Raw genomic sequence first — 16261 nt, 5'->3', positions numbered from 1 at the left:
GGACTCCCAGTCCAAAAACCTCATGGACATAACATCATTGCACTAAGCAGCGCATTATTCGCTGCATGAACGAGGAACGATCCCCACAGGCTCTGGAACCACAATCGCGCCAGGACCAAAGACGTACCAAGGAATGCGATATACAGCATGACCGCGGGCTGCGCGTGGACCAATGCAAAGGCAACCGTCACGAGGATCGCGGCCAGGGGCGTCGATAGCTTGGTTCTGAGACCGTCGAACAGCATTCGTCGAAAGACGATTTCCTCAATCGCAGGTATCACGACTGCGCCGCAGAGAATCATGAGCAGCCCAGCGGCAACGCCCAGATGAAATCCATCGCGGTCTGCGCTCCCGTCCTGTGGGGCTAATCCCGCTGCCGTTCCAATGAGCATTGCTCCCACACCGCCGCATAACATCGTGACCGGCGTCCACCACAGAAGGTGCCACAAAGAATGCGCAGGGCGGACAAAACCGAGTTCTCTCAGTCCCCAACCGCACGAGCGCATAAGCCCGAAGTACAGCACAGCTGCTCCAGCGACGGTTCCCAGAAGGACGCCGCCTACCGTCGCGAAATCCGGAACAGGAGCTCCTATTTTCTTTGCAATGAAACCCAATCCCAGCGCTCCGACTGCTGCCCCGCTCAACAGCGCCACCAACGCTGCAAGTGACCACACCACATGAACCAGCTGAGGACTGGGGTCGAGGTCGCTACCGGCATCGTGTTTCAAATTCGGATCGCTGACGTTCAACATGGTGGTGTGGTTGTCCCCTTCCGGCGTTGTCTCCTTGCCGGCTCGTCACGCTACAAGCGACCTCCACCGCAGGCAGCCACAAGCTCGTTGGCTCAAACAGCAGACAAAGAATGAAGTAATTGTTAAGCCCGTTCATCATCCCATATGAATATCAATTTCCATAAGGAAACCATATTTATGCATCCACGAGAAGCGGCACGTAGAGCACCACTATCAGCGACACTAAACGAAAATGAGCACAAGAGGGCCCCACAGTGCGCGCGGAAGCAACAGCTGTAGAGCCCTCCAAATGTGGGTGCGCAAGCGAAAACTGAATTTTAGGAGTGCGTGAAGTTGGCGTCGCGCTTCTCGGCGAAGGCGGCCATGCCTTCCTTCTGGTCGTTGGAGGAGAAGATGGAGTGGAAGGTGCGGCGCTCGAAGAGGAGGCCCTGTGCGAGGGTCGTCTCGTAGGCGGCGTTGACCTGCTCCTTAATCATGGTCGTCGCGATAAGCGATTTGGCCGCGATGGTCGCGGCGGTCTTCAGCGCCTCGTCGAGGAGCTCGCCGGCGGGGACGACGCGGGCGACGAGCCCGGAGCGCTCGGCTTCCTCGGCGTCCATCATGCGGCCGGTGAGGCACATCTCCATGGACTTGGCCTTGCCCACGGCGCGCGTGAGGCGCTGGGAGCCGCCCATGCCCGGGGTGACGCCGAGGTTGACCTCGGGCTGGCCGAACTTGGCGCGGTCACCAGCGATAATGAAGTCGCACATCATGGCCAGCTCGCAGCCGCCGCCGAGCGCGTAGCCGTTGACGGCCGCGATGATCGGCGTGCGCGCGCGGGTGAGGATATCCCAGTCCGCGAACCAGTTGGTCGAGTACATCTCGGTCGCGCCGCGCGGCGCCATCTCCTTGATGTCGGCGCCGGCGGCGAAGGCCTTCTCGGAGCCCGTGATGACGATAGCCCCGATGTTCTCGTCCGCGTCGAACTGAGCGACGGCGGAGGTCACCTCCTCCATCGTGGCCTTGTTGAGCGCGTTGAGCGCCTCGGGACGGTTGAGTGTAATGAGCGCGACGCGGTCGCGGGTCTCGGTGAGGATGGCCATGGTGTCTCCTTCAGTCGTGCGTTAAACGTTCTTGGTGAAATCCGGCGGCGCAATGCCGTCGATGGGGGCGAAGATGGCGCCCGCGTCGCCCGGCACGTCCGCGATCGTGGCGTACTTCCAGTGCGGGCTGCGGTCCTTGTCGATGATTTGGGCGCGGATGCCCTCGGCAAACTCGGGGTGGCGCTGCATATTGAGCGACATCCAGAATTCCTGCGTGAGCACGTCCGCGAGGCTGTGCTGCGCCGCGCGCTCCAGGCCTTCCTCGGTCACGCGGATGCCCAGCGGCGAGTTGCGGCGAATGCGCTTGGCGGCCTTCGCAGCCCAGTGCTCCTCGCCGTGCGCGGCGGCCAGCGCGTCGAGTCGCTCGAGCGTCGCCTCGGCCGTGGGCGCGGCGTAGGCCTCGACCATCTCGGCACGGTCCTCGCCGAAGCCCGGACCGGCGTCCTGTGTGAACTCCGCGATGACGGCCGGGTCCGCGGTCTCGTGCAGCCGCGCCACGAGCGGCTCAATCTGGTCCTGCGGCACGTAGTAGTCTGCGAAGCCGGTGTCGATGGCCTCGGCCGCGCCGACGTGGGCCGCGGTGTAGCCCAGATGGAAGCCCAGCCGATCCGCCGCACGCGCGAGGACGTAGGAGCCACCGGCATCCGGCGAGTAGCCGATGCCGACCTCGGGCATCCCCAGGCGCGAGTCATCCGTGACGATCCGGTGGCTACCATGCGCCGAGATCCCGATGCCGCCACCCAGCACGATGCCCGTCTGCAGCGCCACGTACGGCTTGGGGTAGACCGAAATATAGTGGTTAAGCTCGTACTCCTCGCGCCAGAACGTGGCGCCGAAGTCGCCTGGTCCACCCTCGGCGACTGCGTCGCGGTAGAGCGCCGCGACGTCGCCGCCAGCGCACAGGCCGCGCTCACCAGCACCCCGCACGAGCACGAGACGCACCGCGTCATCGTCCGCCCACGCACGCAGAACGCGGGTGAACTCACGAATCATGTCCAAGGTCAACGCGTTGAGCGCCTTAGGCCGGTTAAGCGTGAGCGTGCCCACGCCGTCGCGCACGGAAGCGAGAACCTCGCCCTCGGTGATTTCTACAGACATCTCACAGTTCCTTTCTATTTCGCTTCGAGCAGCAGGGCCTCGCCTTGTCCCCCGCCACCGCAGAGCGCAACACCCGCGCGCGAACCCGCGCCCGCCGCCAGCTGGTGCGCCGCATGCACGACCAAGCGCGCTCCCGATGCCCCGATGGGGTGCCCCATCGCAATCGCTCCGCCCTGCGGGTTGACCGCGTCCGGGTCCAGGCCCAGGGTGCGCGCGGAATGGACGACGACGGCGGCAAAGGCCTCGTTGATTTCCACGTGGTCGAGGGAGCCTGCGTCCCAGCCCTCGCGCTCAAGGGCGCGGAGGAGGGCATCGGCAGGCTGTTGCTGCAGCGAGGAATCAGGGCCGGCGGTCTGGCCCACCGAACGCAGCGCGGCGAGAACCTCCCAGCCCTGCGCCGCGGCATGCGCGGCCGTGGTGAGCACAACCGCCGCCGCGCCGTCCGTAATGGGCGAGGAATTGCCCGCCGTAATCGAGCCGCCCTTCTCAAAGGCCGGGCGGAGCTTGGCCAACGACTCGTCCGTGACGCCCTCGCGGATGCCCTCGTCGGACTCGATGGTCACCGAGCCCTTGCGGGTCTCGATGGTAAGCGGCACGATTTCGCGGGCGAGCGTGTCGTCCTGCGTTGCGGCGAGCGCGCGTTGGTGGCTCAGCGCCGCGCAATGGTCCTGTTCTTCGCGGGTGACGGGATAGCGGTCCGCGTATTTCTCGGACAGCGAGCCCATGGAAATACCCAGGTCCGCGGCGCGCAAGCCGTCGTGTTCCATGTGGTCGAGCGCCTCAAACGCCCCGAATTTCACGCCGGCGCGCGAGCGCGGCAGCAGGTGCGGCGCATTCGTCATGGATTCCATGCCGCCGGCGACGACGACCTCGGCCTCGCCCGCGCGCAGCAGACGCGCCGCGTCGATGACGGCCGTGAGCCCGGAAAGGCAAATCTTATTCACCGTCGTCGTATGCGCCCGCGGCGAAATCCCGGCCGCGAGCGCGGCCTGCTTCGTGGGATTCTGGCCAACGCCGGCCTGGAGGACCTGGCCGAAGACGACGGCATCGACAAGCTCGGGCTCCACGCGCGCCTGCTCAAGCGCGCCGCGGATGGCGTGCGCGCCCAGGTCGGTGGCGGGCAGTGCAGCAAGCCTGCCCAACAGCTTGCCAAAGGGGGTGCGCGCGGCGCCCACGATGACGATATCGGTATCCTGCAGGGTCACAAGGCCTCCCAAGAAGAATCTGTACGAATTTAGAATAAATCGTACAGTTCCTTCGTGACCTGCGCCACCCTTTCGGTTAGGAAGTGAGGAATTCCTTCCACGCGGGCCACTCGGCGTACATCTGCGCGCGCCCCGCGTCGAAGTTCGCCCGCAGCTTGGCGACGTTCTTTTCCGTCGACGCGACCTGCATATCCTCCGGGAAGAACAGCTGCGCGCGGCCTTCCTTTTCCAGCTCCAGCAGCCGGTCCTTCGACGCGTTATACCGGTCCGGACGTTGGATGAGCGCCTCCGCGACCGCGGGGTACCGGCCCAGCACGCGGCGCACGGCGCGGCGGCGTGTAACCTGCGGTCGGACGTAGCCGCGCGGGTGCGTGCCCACAAAAAGGAACTTCTCGTAGCCAGCCTTCTCCGCCTGGTCGATGGAGATGCCGCCGGACTCGCCCAGCGCGCCGTCCACATACGGCACGCCGTCAATAAAACGCAACGGCATGATAAGCGGCAGCGTCGAGGACGCGCGCACGTACATATTCAAATCCGACTGCTCGTAAATATCGTCGCGCGTAATGTAGACAGACTCGCCTGTATCCGCGCGCGTCGTCGCGAGATTCATCTCCGCCGGATTGGCCAGAAATGCTTCGAAGTCGAAGGGCAGTTCCTCATCCGAGGAGCGCTCATAAATATACTCCGCATTGAAATACCCCGTGCCGCGCAGCAGCGAGGACACCCCGCCGAAGCTGGGGTTATGGGCAAAGTCCACGAAAGATTCCTTCGCCCGCCACGCATCGTGCGAGAGATAGTTCACGGCGTGCGAGGCTCCTGCGGACACGCCGCCCACCCAGCCGAACTGCACGTCTTCCTCGATGAGCTTGGCCACGCAGGCCGCCGTGTACGAGTTACGCATGCCGCCACCTTCAAAAATCAGGGCGGTATTTCTTGCATCAATCACGTTGTTTTACTGTACACAGCTGCTTACGATGTTCACATGGGATTACTTGACGCGCTCCGCTCGCTCACCGGCCCCAAGGCCCCGCGCCTCGCCACGCCCGAGGCTGGCGCGCCCGTCGTCGAGGTCGGCCACCTCGAGGTCCACACCGCCGGAACCTTGCTCATCGTCGTCACCGACCCTTCCGGCGTCGCAGCGCTTCGTGAGGTCGCCCGCGCCGCCGAGCCTGCCTGGCTTGCCGATGCCCCCACCCGCGTCTTCTTCTCCCCCTCCCCGCGCCCCGAGGTCCCCGTCCGCGACCCGAAGAAGGGCTGGGCCATCCCGCTCGACCCGGACACGCGCGCCGCACTCCTAGAGACCCTGCGCGCCGAGCCGGGCGACTACGAACTGTCCGAAACCCTCGCAATCTCCGTGGAGTAAACCATGCTCATTCTTCCTTTCAACGGCGTCCGTCCCCGCATCCACCGCAGCGCGTTTATCGCGCCGAACGCCACGATTATCGGCGACGTGGAAATCGGCCCCGATTCGTCCGTCTTCTACGGCACGGTCCTGCGCGCCGACGTGGGCGCCATCCGTATCGGCGCGCGCACGAATATCCAGGACAATTGCGTACTCCACGTCGACCGCGACGCAGACTGCGTCCTCGAAGACGACGTGACCGTGGGCCACATGGCGATGGTCCACGGCGCACACGTCGAGTCCGGCACGCTCGTGGGCATGCAGGCCACCGTGCTCTCGCGCTCGCGCATCGGTACCGGCTCGCTCATCGCCGGTGGCGCCGTGGTCCTCGAGGGCCAGCACATCCCGGCGCGCTCGCTCGCCGCTGGCGTGCCCGCCAAGGTCCGCCGCGAGCTGAGCCCCGAGGAATCCGCCGCGTTTATCCCGCACGCCGCGCGCTACGTGGAGACCGCCCGCGGCCAATCACCCGAGTCCGAGTCCCTACGACTCGAGGACGTCTGGTTCTAGAGCGAGACCACGCCCATGATGATGAGGAAGCCCGCGACCGCGTAGCCCGAGTACAGCGCGACCTGGGTCGAGTTGCGGCGCGCAGCCGCGAAGATGCGCCCGGCTGGGCTGTCCGGGTAATGGCGCACCATCGCGAGCCCCAGGCCGCACAGCGTGGGCAGGCTCAGTGCTAAGCAGGCGTAGAGCAGGCCCGCGCTGATCCGCGAATTCACCGAGAGGTCGCCCGCCGCCAAGTGCATGAGGCCGTAGTAGAACGGCACGGACGTGAGCGATTGGATAACGCCCATCGCGAAGCCGACAAGCCCCGTGAGCAACGACGGAGTGCGCAGAGGGCCCAGAAGTTTCTCCACGAGCGGGCTCGACTGGCCCTTCGAGCGCCACGCGCCGAGCGCAAGGAGTATGCCAACGACGATGAGCACGATGCCTGCGACGGGCGAGCCGAGGACCGCGATGATCTGGTCCTTGATGCCAAGAAAGATGAAGAACACGAGCGCCGTCGCAGCAAGCACGCCCAGCCAGTCTCCCACGACCACAAGCGTGGCGATCTTGCGGTACATCCCGCGCGGCAGCATGATGCCAATCGCGACGAGGATGCCGATGAGCAGCGCATTCACGGAGTCAAGGAGGGCATAAAGGACGGCATGGAGCATGCGGGACAGTCTAGCCCACCGCCGGCGCGCAACTTTAACCGTTAAATTTGCACCATCTCCGCAAAATTGCGTAGGGTATGCACGTATCTCCGCGGCTGTGACGTCGCACGGGTCATGCACTGTTATCGAGAGAAAGAATTACATGTCGAAATTCCTCTACCGCGTTGGCTCGTGGTCGTACCGCAAGGTGTGGCCCTTTTTAGCCTTCTGGCTGGTACTCCTCATCGCGATGGGCGGCCTGGCAGCCGGCTTCGCGAAGTCCCCCAACCCCTCCTTCTCCATGCCGGACATGGACTCCACCGTGACGATGGAGCAGATGAACGAACGCTTCGGCGACAGCGGCGAGTCCATGGACGCGCCGACCGCCAATGTCATCATCGAGGCACCGGAGGGTAAGACCCTCGCCGACCCGGACGTCGCCGCCGAAGTCGACGAGCTCGTCGCTGATCTCAAGGACACCGGCGCGCTGAAGAACACAGACGCTCTCGTGAGCCCCGTCATGGCGGCCGCCGGCATGCAGAAGCAGATGACCGAGCAGCTCTCGGCCCAGGGCATGCCGCAGGAGCAGATCGACGCGAACCTCGCCGCCATTTCGCCGCTGAGCGCCGATAAGCGCACCGGCACGCTGTCGATTACCTTCGACGCGGACACCATCACCGAGATTCCCACGGAAGAGAAGTCCGCCGTCACCGACGTACTCACCCACGCTGACGAGGGCGACCTCACCGTCGCCTACGGCGGCAACGCCTTTAGCGGCGCGGACGAGATGAACGGCACGTCCGAGATCCTCGGCCTCATCGTCGCCGCCATCGTCCTGCTCATCACCTTCGGCTCCTTCGTCGCCGCAGGCATGCCGCTCATCTCCGCCGTCATCGGCGTGGGCGTGGGGCTCCTCGGCGTCCAGCTCGCAACGATCTTCACCGACTCCGTCTCCGACATGACGCCCATGCTCGCGTCCATGATCGGCCTCGCCGTCGGCATCGACTACGCGTTGTTTATCGTCGCGCGCTTCCGCAACGAGCTCATCACCTCCTCCGGCCTCAACGACTTGAGCCCCAAGGAACTCGCCGCGGAACTGAAGAAGATGGACAAGGCCACCCGCGCCCACTCCATGGGCATGGCGCTCGGCACCGCCGGCTCCTCCGTCGTTTTCGCCGGCACGACGGTGGTCATTGCACTCGCCGCGCTCACCATCATCGGCATCCCGTTCCTGTCCACGATGGCCATTGCCGCCGCCGTGACCGTCGTCATCGCCGTACTCGTCGCGCTCACGTTCATCCCGGCGCTGCTCGGCCTGCTTGGCACAAAAATCTTCGCCGCCCGCGTCCCCGGCCCCAAGGTCCCGGATCCCGAGGACGAGAAGCCGACCATGGGGCTGCTCTGGGTCCGCCGCATCCGCGCGCATCCGTTCCTCCACCTCGTCGCGGGCGTCGTCCTGCTCGGCGTCCTCGCCATCCCTGCTGCGAACCTCACGCTCGCGATGCCCACCGACGGCACCGCCAAGCTCGGCTCACCGCAGCGCAACGCGTACGAGATGACCGAAGAAGCCTTCGGCCCCGGCCGCAACGCCCCGATGATCGCCTTCGTCGACCTCGCAAACGTCTCCGAGCAGGACCGCATGCCGGCCCTCCAGGAGCTTCTGCAGGACTTCGCTACGACCGAGGGCGGCGTCAACGCCCAGATCGCAGGCATGAACGAGGCGAACGATGCCGCCCGCATCATGATTACCCCCACCACCGGCGCCACGGACGAGGCCACGACGACCACGCTCGAGCACCTGCGCGACTACAAGGGCGAGTTCGAGGAGAACACCGGCGGCACCTATGGCGTCACGGGCATCACGCCTATCTTCAACGACATCTCGGAGAAGCTCAATAGCGTTCTCGTTCCGTATATCGCGATCGTCCTGGTCCTCGCGTTCTTCGTCCTGCTGCTCGTCTTCCGCTCCATCTGGGTGCCGCTCATCGCGGCCGCCGGCTTCGGCCTCTCCATGGCCGCGACTTTCGGCATTACCGTCGCCATCTTCCAGAAGGGCATGTTCGGCATCATCGACGACCCACAGCCCATCCTTTCCTTCCTGCCCATCATGCTCATCGGCCTGACCTTCGGCCTCGCCATGGACTACCAAGTCTTCCTCGTCACCCGCATGCGCGAAGGCTTCGTCCACGGCAAGACCGCGGGCAACGCAACCTCCAACGGTTTCAAGCACGGCGCCCGCACCGTGACGGCCGCAGCACTCATCATGATCTCCGTCTTCGCGGCGTTCATGCTCATCGACATGCCATTCATTAAGACGATGGGCTTCGCGCTCGCCGTGGGCGTGTTCATTGACGCCTTCATCGTCCGCATGATGCTCATCCCTGCCACGATGTTCCTCCTCGACGAGAAGGCTTGGTGGATCCCGAAGTGGCTCGATAAGCTGCTTCCCAACATGGATATCGAAGGCGAGGCCCTCTCCCGCGACCGCGCGGCGCTCGAGGCCAGCCAGCGCGAGAAGGTGAAGAACTAGTGACCGGACTGCGGGATAAGAAGAAGCAAGCGACACACACCGCCATCGCGGAGTCGGCAGCTAATATCGTGCTGCGCGAGGGCTTCGACGCGCTTACCGTCGCCGCCGTCGCGGACGCCGCCGGCGTTTCTCCCCGCACCTTCCACAACTATTTCTCGAGTCTGGAAGAGCCCCTCGTCGACTTCATCGCGGGCACGTTCGCCGTCATCGCCGAGGATATCCGCGCGCTCCCCACGGGCCTCGACATGCTCGACGTCCTCGAGCGCTTGCTGGGCGATGCCCTCTCCGACGACGGCGTTGAGCTCTACTCGCTCAGCACGCTGCTCGCCATCGGTCAGGCCATGGAGATGCAGCACCGAGGCCCCAGCGCCCTCGGCGCGGACGAGGAGACAGCCCGCGCCGCCGCGGCTCCCATCATCACCGCCTTCCAGGAACGCTTCCCCAGTATGGACGAGTTCGATATCCTTGTCGCCCTCCAGGCCGGCGCCGGGGGCATCGGCCATGCCTTGCACATCTACGACGAGCTCGGCCCGGATCGCACCCCTGAACAGGGCCGGGCGCTGATCGCTCGTGCCGTGCGGGTGGTACGTGGCATCGGAAAGCTCCGCGCCTAGTTCACCAAGTATTTACCCCGGATCCCCCCATTGCGGGCGGAAGGCCGGGGTATTGTCGTGCAAAGGCCCCGCAACTCGGCGGGCGCACGAGCGCGAGGAGTGAACACCACAGTGAAGATCGCGATTCTGGGCGGCGACGGATTCTGCGGCTGGCCCGCATCCCTCTACCTCTCGGACCGGGGACACGACGTCACCATCATCGACAACCTCTCCCGCCGCGCCATCGATAAAGAACTCGGCGCGGAATCGCTCACCCCCATCGCCTCCATCGCGGAGCGCCTGGACGCCTGGTACGAGGTCACCGGCAAGACCATCGGCTTCCGCAATATCGACGTCGCGCAAGACTACGACGCCCTGCTCGATTTCCTGCGCGCGGAGGCTCCCGATGCCGTCGTGCACTTCGCCGAGCAACGCGCCGCGCCGTACTCCATGAAGAACTCACGCACGAAGCGCTACACGGTGGATAACAGCATCAACGCGACGCACAACTTGCTCGCGGCCATCGTGGAGTCCGGGCTCGATATCCACGTCGTGCACCTGGGCACCATGGGCGTCTACGGCTACGGCACCGCGGGCATGAAGATTCCGGAAGGCTACCTCGACGTCATGGTCCACACGGATGACCACGGCAACATCGAGCAGTCCATCCTCTACCCTTCCGACCCGGGCTCCGTCTACCACATGACGAAGGTGCTCGACCAGCACCTTTTTGCTTACTACGCGAAGAACGACGAGCTGCGCGTCACCGACCTCCACCAGGGCATTATCTGGGGCACGTGGACCGAGCAGACGGCGCGGGACGAGCGCCTTATCAACCGCTTCGACTACGACGGCGACTACGGCACGGTGTTCAACCGCTTCCTCATCCAGGCCGGCATCGGCTACCCGCTCACCGTCCACGGCACGGGCGGCCAGACCCGCGCATTTATCCACATCCGTGACATGGTCCGCTGCATCGAGCTCGCGCTCGAGAACCCGCCGGCGCGCGGGGAGCGCGTGAAGATCATCAACCAGATGACGGAAACGCACCGCGTCCGCGACCTGGCCGAGCTCGTCGCGCAGATTTCCGGCGCAACCGTGGCCTACGTGCCCAACCCGCGCAAGGAATCAGCGGAAAACGAGCTCTTCGTCTCCAACGACACGTTCCTCTCCCTGGGGCTTAAGCCCACCACGCTCGCCGAGGGCCTGCTCCACGAAGTCGAGGAAGTCGCCCAGCGCTACGCCGATCGCGTCGACCGTGACAAGATCCCCGCACAGTCCCTGTGGACGAAGAACCAGCGCGCAGGTGTGCCCGAACTTTCATGAGAGTAGCCATCGTCACGGAGGTCTTCCTCCCCAAAATCGACGGCGTGGTCACGCGACTGACCCGTACCATCGAGCAGCTCGCAGCCTTGGGCCACGAGGTCGCCATCTTCGCACCCGGCACCCCGCCCGCGACCTTCGCGGGGTTCCCGGTCCACCGCATCCCGTCGCTCGCACTGCCCGTCTACCCGGAAATCAAGTTCGGTCTCCCGTCCGCGCGCTTCTTCAAGGAAATCCGCGCCTTCGACCCCGACGTCATCCACGCCGTCAACCCCATCTGGACCGCGGCGCTGGGCGTCTTTGCCGCGAAGCTCGACGCCGTCCCGCTCGTCGCGAGCTTCCACACCAACGTGCCCGAATACGTCGAGGCCCTCGGCATCGGCTGGACCAAGCCGCTCACCGTCGCCGCGCTGAAGTACCTCCACAACCAGGCTGCGGTAAACCTGTGCACCTCCGGCCCCATGGTGACCAAGGCTCGCGACCTGGGCATCCGCAACGTCCGGCTGTGGCCCAAGGCCGTCGACACCCACGGCTACCACCCCTCCAAGGCCACACGTGAGATGCGCGACCGGCTTAGCGACGGCCACCCCGAGGACCCGCTCTTCGTCTACGTCGGCCGCGTCTCCAAGGAAAAGGACTTGGACCGTCTCCCCGCCATCGCACAAAGCGTCCGCGAGAAAGTCCCCAGCGCGCGCCTCGCCATCGTCGGCGCAGGCCCCTACCTCGAGGAGCTCAAGCAACACTTCGACGACGGCACCGTCTTCACCGGCTACCTCTCCGGTGAGGACCTCGCCGCCGCCTTCGCCTCCGGCGACGTCTTCGTCTTCCCCTCCCAGACGGAGACTCTCGGCCTTGTCGCGCTCGAGTCCTTCGCCTCGGGCGTGCCCGTCGTGGGCACCCGCGCCGGCGGCATTCCCTTCGTCATCACCGAAGGCGTCACCGGCCGCCTCATTGAGCCCGAGCTTCCCGATGCCGCCTGGGCCGCAGCCATCGCCGACCTCCTCACCGATCCCACGGCGCGCGCAGAAATGGGCGCCGCCGCGCGCGCCGAGGCAGAAAAATACTCGTGGCGAGAGTCTACGATGTCCCTTATCTCCGCCTACGAGGACGCCGTCGCGGCCCCGTTGGCCTAACCCTCTGTAAGGAGCATTCCACGCCATGCCGCTGCCCGCGCCTGCCACGCTCGCCGATGTGCTTGCCGACGGACTCTTCGTCTCCGCAGCCCAAGACCTCGCGTTCGCGCAGGCGCTCGGGCCTGTGAGCTCGGCGGAGTATAACTTCGCGGCCGACCGTGACGGTGCCGGCACCCCGCTTCCCGATGTCCCCGTCCAGCTGCGCATCGACGCCCAGACCGGCGTCCATGATCTCGAGGGCACTCGCCTGGCCGTCCTCCGCGACGGCCAGTGGACGTGGGCCACCTCCATGACCGCGGGGCTTACTGTGCCCGAGCTGAGCGGCACCCAGCCTTATTCTCCGAAGCTTCTCGCCGCCGCGCGCACCGTCGTGGGCGGCTCGCCGGTGCTCATCGCCGAGCAGGACGACGCACTCGCCGCCGTCGCCGTCGCCTTCCGCGGCAACGGCGTGCCGCTGTCCGAGGCGATTGCCGCCGGGCTCGCACAGTCCACTCCCGCGACCGACGAGCGGCGCGCCCTCGAGGCCTACGCCCAAGCCACCGGCCAACAGATTCCCGCACCGCGCTTCGACGGCACGCGGCTGACCGGCTGGGGTTCCTCGCTCACCCACGCCGATGTGCGCGCAGACGCCCACTACCTCGCTGCCGAGCACCAGTTCTTCGTCGATGCCCGCTTCCCCCACGCGCAAGTGACCCCGCGCCTGCTCGAGGGCCGCGCCACCGTCTCTGCCGGCGGCCACGCTTTCGAAGCCGTCGCCCCGGTCCTCGCGACCATCACGGACGACACGTGGACGTGGGCCTGGGCCGACGAAGAACTCGCCCCGCCGGCCCGCCGCGCCGCCGCCAATGTGCGCCGCTTCGGCGCGGACCACGGCATCGCGGCCTTCCTGCGCCCGCAGCTGCCCGCTGCCCGCGCCTTCGAGCTCGGCCTTGCCCAAGCCGCCATGCCCATCCTTCAGCTGTGGACGCTCGTTCCCGTCGCGCTCTCCCCCACGACGACGGGCCTGTTCCTCCTCGACGCCCCGCAGCTACGCCTGCCCGACGCCACCGTTGCGACGCACTCGGCGATCCTCGCCGTGCCGCTGCCGGATGGCCTCGACGCCGTGCGCGCGCAGGCCGCGTATCGCGCCGCCCGCGGCTAACGCCCATCCCGCCGTGGGGGTTAAGCTATAGCACGTCCTTGTACCATCTTCTCATGCGGGAGATTTTGTGAAACGCTTCCTTCGGTCGATTGTTGATCGCGTCACCGGCACCCGCCGTGACAACGAGCTTCCCGCGCCCCAGTCTCCGGAGTCGGCCCCAGTTTCCCGCCCCGCAGTTCCCGAGCCCATCGCGCGCCCGCCGCGTCACGCCGCACCTGCCCCGCGCCAGGCGACACCGGCCAACCGCGTCGCTGCACGCCGCCTCCCCGCCAGCCTGCGCCCTGCTCCCGCAACGCACGAAGAACCAGAACTCTCGCCCACCGCGCGCCGCGCGCACCGCCGGCTCGCCACGCTCCTCACCGTCCCCGCAGCTACCCTGGCCCCGGTTCCCGCGCCTGCGGCTCCCCGTCCGCTACGCCCGGCGCCCCCACTCGAGCGCGAAGCAACCCCCGCCAACCGCGTCGCCGCACGCCGCCTCCCCGCCAGCCTGCGCCCCGCTCCCGCAACGGATGACGAACCAGAGCCGTCGCCGGCTGCGCGTCGGGTGCTGCGGCGCTTGTCGGGAATTCTCTCCTCCCCAGCGCCCCGAGTTGAAACGCCTGCATCGCAACCCGTAGCTGACAAGCCCGCTGCCGAGACGGCAGGAGCACTCGCGGCCGCGGCGGCCGCTGCTGCAACCGCAACTGCTGGACCCATGGCTCGCAAGCGCGCGATGCCAGTTGTCATTCCCTCGGCGGCACAACGCAGCGCCGCCCGGGCGGCGGAGGCGGAGGCTGCGGTGGGCGATGGGGGCATCGGCAAGCGGGCGCTTGCCACGCCGGTCGAGTCCGCGGCGGTGCGAAAGAATGCGCGCGCCCGGCTGCGTCTGGTGCCGGGTCTTGACGGCCTGCGCGGCCTGGCGGTACTCGCTGTGGTCATTTATCACTTCTTTGGCGATGTGCTGCCCGGCGGCTACCTGGGCGTGGACATGTTCTTTGTCCTGTCGGGCTTCCTTATTACGTCGCTGCTCGTGCGCGAGTTCCGCGTCACGGGGCGCATTAGTCTCAAGGATTTCTGGGTCCGGCGTTTCCGGCGCATTTTGCCGGCAGCCGTGACGGTGCTGGTGATCTGTACGGCGATTGTCGCGGCGATTGGCGGCGACCTGGCCGTGGGGATTCGCGAGCAGTTCCTGGGCACGCTCTTCTTCGTCAATAACTGGACGCAGATTGCCACCTCCCAGTCTTACTTTGCGGACAACGAGATTCAGGTCTTCGCGCACTACTGGTCGCTCGCCGCGGAGGAGCAGTTCTATCTCATCTGGCCGCTGCTTATCGCGGGGCTGTTTATCGTCGTGCGGCGGTATCCGCGGCGCGTGCCGATTATCGTGTCGGTCGTGCTGGCCGCGGCGTCCGCGGTCGCCATGTGGTTTATCTACACCCCAGGCGAGGACCCGACGCGTGTCTACTACGGCACGGATACGCACGCGTTTGGCTTGCTCATCGGTGCGGCGCTGTCGCTCATCATTACGTCGACGCACTCGGACCCAGCGGCGGACTCCTGGCCATCGTCGCGCCGCGCAGGCGCTATCGCGGCGCAGGTCCTCGCGCCGCTGGCGTTGCTCGCGTACCTCGCGCAGCTCATTTTCATGACAGACGATCTGGAATTCACCTACCGCGGCGGGCTGATGCTTACGAGCGTGCTGGGAGCGCTCATGCTCTGGGGTGTCGTGCGCGACGCGCGTCCGCTCACGTGGCTCTTCAGCACGACCGTCATGCGGTGGCTGGGCCAACGCTCGTTCTCGCTCTACCTGTGGCACTGGCCGCTCATCATGATCCTCATCGCGCTCTTCGACTCAAAGCGCGAGCACGCCTGGGTGTGGGGGCTTGTGGCGTTACCGCTGTCCTTCCTCCTGGCGGAAATCTCGTACCAGTTCATTGAAAACCCGTTCCGTCGCGGCGGATACAAGAAGGCGTGGACGACGTACTGGGCCTCCCGCCCGGGCCTTGCCGAGCTGCGGTACGGCTTCGCGAAGGTCGCGTGGCCGCTCGTGCCGCTGCTCGTCGTAGCGTCGCTGGCAGGCGTGGTCTACGGCGTCGTGACGTCGAGCGATAAGACGCAGCTCGAACGCGACCTCGAAGAGCTGCAACAGCTCAATAACTCGGGAAGCACGCCAGCTCCCGAGGCCGCCGCTCCCACGACGACTGCTAAGAAGACCCGCCCCATGCCGCGCGGCCCAGAGATAACCGCCATCGGCGACTCGGTCATGCTCGCCTCGAGCGCCGCGCTCAACACCCGTTTCCCTGGTCTCTACATCGACGCGGCGGTCTCGCGTCACTACACCGCGGCGATTCCAATCGTCCAGGAGCTGAAGAGTACGGGCCAGCTGCGCGATACAGTCTTCCTCGGCTTCGGCACGAATGGCGCGGCGTTCCCCGGACAGCTCGATGAGCTTATCGATGCCATCGGCCCCGACCGCACCATCGTTCTCTCCGTCCCCTACGGCGACCGGGACTGGATGCCCGGCGCGCGCGCCGAGGTCATCCAAGCGGCCAAGGACCACAAGAACGTCTACCTCGCGGACTGGTGCACGCACGCACAGTCCAACACGTCGCTCCTGCGCGCCGACGGCGTCCACCCCGAAATCGAAGGCGCCGACCAGTACGCGCTGGCGTTCCAGTACGCGCTGCAGCAGTACTCGAATTACGACAAGAACACTTCGACGCAGTGCGCTGTATAAAACGGCATGCCGAATGACCCCAGCCTTGGCTGGGGTTTCCTTTCGGCTGTTAGTCCACGGTGCAGAGTAGGCGCTTGCCATACGGCGTGACGTACCAGTAATTGCCCTCGGCATCACGGGTATACGAATCACCATCGGCCTTGCGCCCGT

At 66.0% G+C, this 16261-nt stretch carries 14 protein-coding genes; 8 read left to right on the top strand and 6 right to left on the bottom strand.

Annotation, left to right across the window (positions count from 1 at the left end; genetic code table 11):
• Positions 1–20: 20 nt before the first annotated feature.
• From HMPREF3227_RS07725 to HMPREF3227_RS07705, 5 genes are all read right to left on the bottom strand, one after another.
• Positions 21–752, bottom strand: coding sequence for a CPBP family intramembrane glutamic endopeptidase (locus HMPREF3227_RS07725; RefSeq protein ID WP_082750303.1), 732 nt, complete (start codon positions 750–752; stop codon positions 21–23).
• Positions 753–1069: 317 nt separating this feature from the next.
• Positions 1070–1834 carry an enoyl-CoA hydratase gene (locus tag HMPREF3227_RS07720; RefSeq protein ID WP_066511863.1) on the bottom strand — a complete coding sequence of 255 codons (765 nt, stop codon included), beginning with the start codon at positions 1832–1834 and terminating at the stop codon, positions 1070–1072.
• Between the two features lie 21 nt (positions 1835–1855).
• Positions 1856–2932, bottom strand: coding sequence for an enoyl-CoA hydratase/isomerase family protein (locus HMPREF3227_RS07715; protein WP_066511861.1), 1077 nt, complete (start codon positions 2930–2932; stop codon positions 1856–1858).
• Between the two features lie 14 nt (positions 2933–2946).
• Entirely contained in the window at positions 2947–4137 is a 1191-nt protein-coding gene (locus HMPREF3227_RS07710; RefSeq protein ID WP_066487425.1) for an acetyl-CoA C-acyltransferase, read from the bottom strand.
• A gap of 76 nt (positions 4138–4213) precedes the next feature.
• Positions 4214–5083 (bottom strand): patatin-like phospholipase family protein, encoded by an 870-nt coding sequence (locus tag HMPREF3227_RS07705; protein ID WP_066511857.1) that lies wholly within the window; start codon positions 5081–5083, stop codon positions 4214–4216.
• 36 nt (positions 5084–5119) lie between these two features.
• Here HMPREF3227_RS07705 and HMPREF3227_RS07700 point away from each other — a divergent pair, with 36 nt between their 5' ends.
• Complete coding sequence (locus HMPREF3227_RS07700; RefSeq protein WP_066487416.1) at positions 5120–5500, top strand: hypothetical protein; 381 nt, start codon at positions 5120–5122, stop codon at positions 5498–5500.
• Positions 5501–5503: 3 nt separating this feature from the next.
• Complete coding sequence (locus tag HMPREF3227_RS07695; RefSeq protein ID WP_066511855.1) at positions 5504–6046, top strand: gamma carbonic anhydrase family protein; 543 nt, start codon at positions 5504–5506, stop codon at positions 6044–6046.
• On the opposite strand, the gene HMPREF3227_RS07690 is transcribed toward HMPREF3227_RS07695, so the two are convergent.
• Positions 6043–6696: a hypothetical protein gene (locus HMPREF3227_RS07690; protein ID WP_066487410.1), complete on the bottom strand. Its 654-nt coding sequence runs from the start codon at positions 6694–6696 to the stop codon at positions 6043–6045. The two genes, HMPREF3227_RS07695 and HMPREF3227_RS07690, sit on opposite strands and share 4 nt — an antisense overlap.
• Before the next feature lie 142 nt (positions 6697–6838).
• Here HMPREF3227_RS07690 and HMPREF3227_RS07685 point away from each other — a divergent pair, with 142 nt between their 5' ends.
• The 6 genes from HMPREF3227_RS07685 to HMPREF3227_RS07660 all read left to right on the top strand — a co-directional run bounded on the left by HMPREF3227_RS07685 (position 6839) and on the right by HMPREF3227_RS07660 (position 16111).
• Positions 6839–9205, top strand: coding sequence for an MMPL family transporter (locus HMPREF3227_RS07685; protein WP_066511850.1), 2367 nt, complete (start codon positions 6839–6841; stop codon positions 9203–9205).
• Positions 9205–9819 carry a TetR family transcriptional regulator gene (locus tag HMPREF3227_RS07680; RefSeq protein ID WP_066487397.1) on the top strand — a complete coding sequence of 205 codons (615 nt, stop codon included), beginning with the start codon at positions 9205–9207 and terminating at the stop codon, positions 9817–9819. Before HMPREF3227_RS07685 ends, HMPREF3227_RS07680 begins: the two co-directional genes overlap by 1 nt.
• A 111-nt stretch (positions 9820–9930) precedes the next feature.
• Positions 9931–11124 carry an NAD-dependent epimerase/dehydratase family protein gene (locus HMPREF3227_RS07675; protein WP_066511872.1) on the top strand — a complete coding sequence of 398 codons (1194 nt, stop codon included), beginning with the start codon at positions 9931–9933 and terminating at the stop codon, positions 11122–11124.
• Positions 11121–12254, top strand: coding sequence for a glycosyltransferase family 4 protein (locus HMPREF3227_RS07670; RefSeq protein ID WP_066487383.1), 1134 nt, complete (start codon positions 11121–11123; stop codon positions 12252–12254). The genes HMPREF3227_RS07675 and HMPREF3227_RS07670 overlap by 4 nt, the downstream gene beginning before the upstream one ends.
• A 25-nt stretch (positions 12255–12279) precedes the next feature.
• Positions 12280–13395, top strand: a complete 1116-nt coding sequence (locus tag HMPREF3227_RS07665; RefSeq protein WP_066511845.1) for a DUF6882 domain-containing protein — start codon at positions 12280–12282, stop codon at positions 13393–13395.
• Between the two features lie 67 nt (positions 13396–13462).
• Positions 13463–16111 carry an acyltransferase family protein gene (locus HMPREF3227_RS07660; protein ID WP_231732335.1) on the top strand — a complete coding sequence of 883 codons (2649 nt, stop codon included), beginning with the start codon at positions 13463–13465 and terminating at the stop codon, positions 16109–16111.
• Positions 16112–16261 lie beyond the last annotated feature (150 nt).

Origin of the sequence: Corynebacterium sp. CMW7794, from assembly GCF_001563605.1 — a bacterium.
Lineage (GTDB): Bacteria > Actinomycetota > Actinomycetes > Mycobacteriales > Mycobacteriaceae > Corynebacterium > Corynebacterium phoceense.
The sequence above is the reverse complement of the archived record's forward strand: the minus strand, read 5'-3'. Positions and strand labels throughout refer to the sequence as shown.

Excerpts from the sequence above, each read along its gene's own strand:
- HMPREF3227_RS07720 (WP_066511863.1), bottom strand. The coding sequence starts at position 1,834 with ATGGCCATCCTCACCGAGACCCGCGACCGCGTCGCGCTCATTACACTC.
- HMPREF3227_RS07665 (WP_066511845.1), top strand. The coding sequence starts at position 12,280 with ATGCCGCTGCCCGCGCCTGCCACGCTCGCCGATGTGCTTGCCGACGGA.
- HMPREF3227_RS07690 (WP_066487410.1), bottom strand. The coding sequence starts at position 6,696 with ATGCTCCATGCCGTCCTTTATGCCCTCCTTGACTCCGTGAATGCGCTG.
- HMPREF3227_RS07715 (WP_066511861.1), bottom strand. The coding sequence starts at position 2,932 with ATGTCTGTAGAAATCACCGAGGGCGAGGTTCTCGCTTCCGTGCGCGAC.
- HMPREF3227_RS07725 (WP_082750303.1), bottom strand. The coding sequence starts at position 752 with ATGTTGAACGTCAGCGATCCGAATTTGAAACACGATGCCGGTAGCGAC.
- HMPREF3227_RS07670 (WP_066487383.1), top strand. The coding sequence starts at position 11,121 with ATGAGAGTAGCCATCGTCACGGAGGTCTTCCTCCCCAAAATCGACGGC.
- HMPREF3227_RS07695 (WP_066511855.1), top strand. The coding sequence starts at position 5,504 with ATGCTCATTCTTCCTTTCAACGGCGTCCGTCCCCGCATCCACCGCAGC.
- HMPREF3227_RS07685 (WP_066511850.1), top strand. The coding sequence starts at position 6,839 with ATGTCGAAATTCCTCTACCGCGTTGGCTCGTGGTCGTACCGCAAGGTG.
- HMPREF3227_RS07700 (WP_066487416.1), top strand. The coding sequence starts at position 5,120 with ATGGGATTACTTGACGCGCTCCGCTCGCTCACCGGCCCCAAGGCCCCG.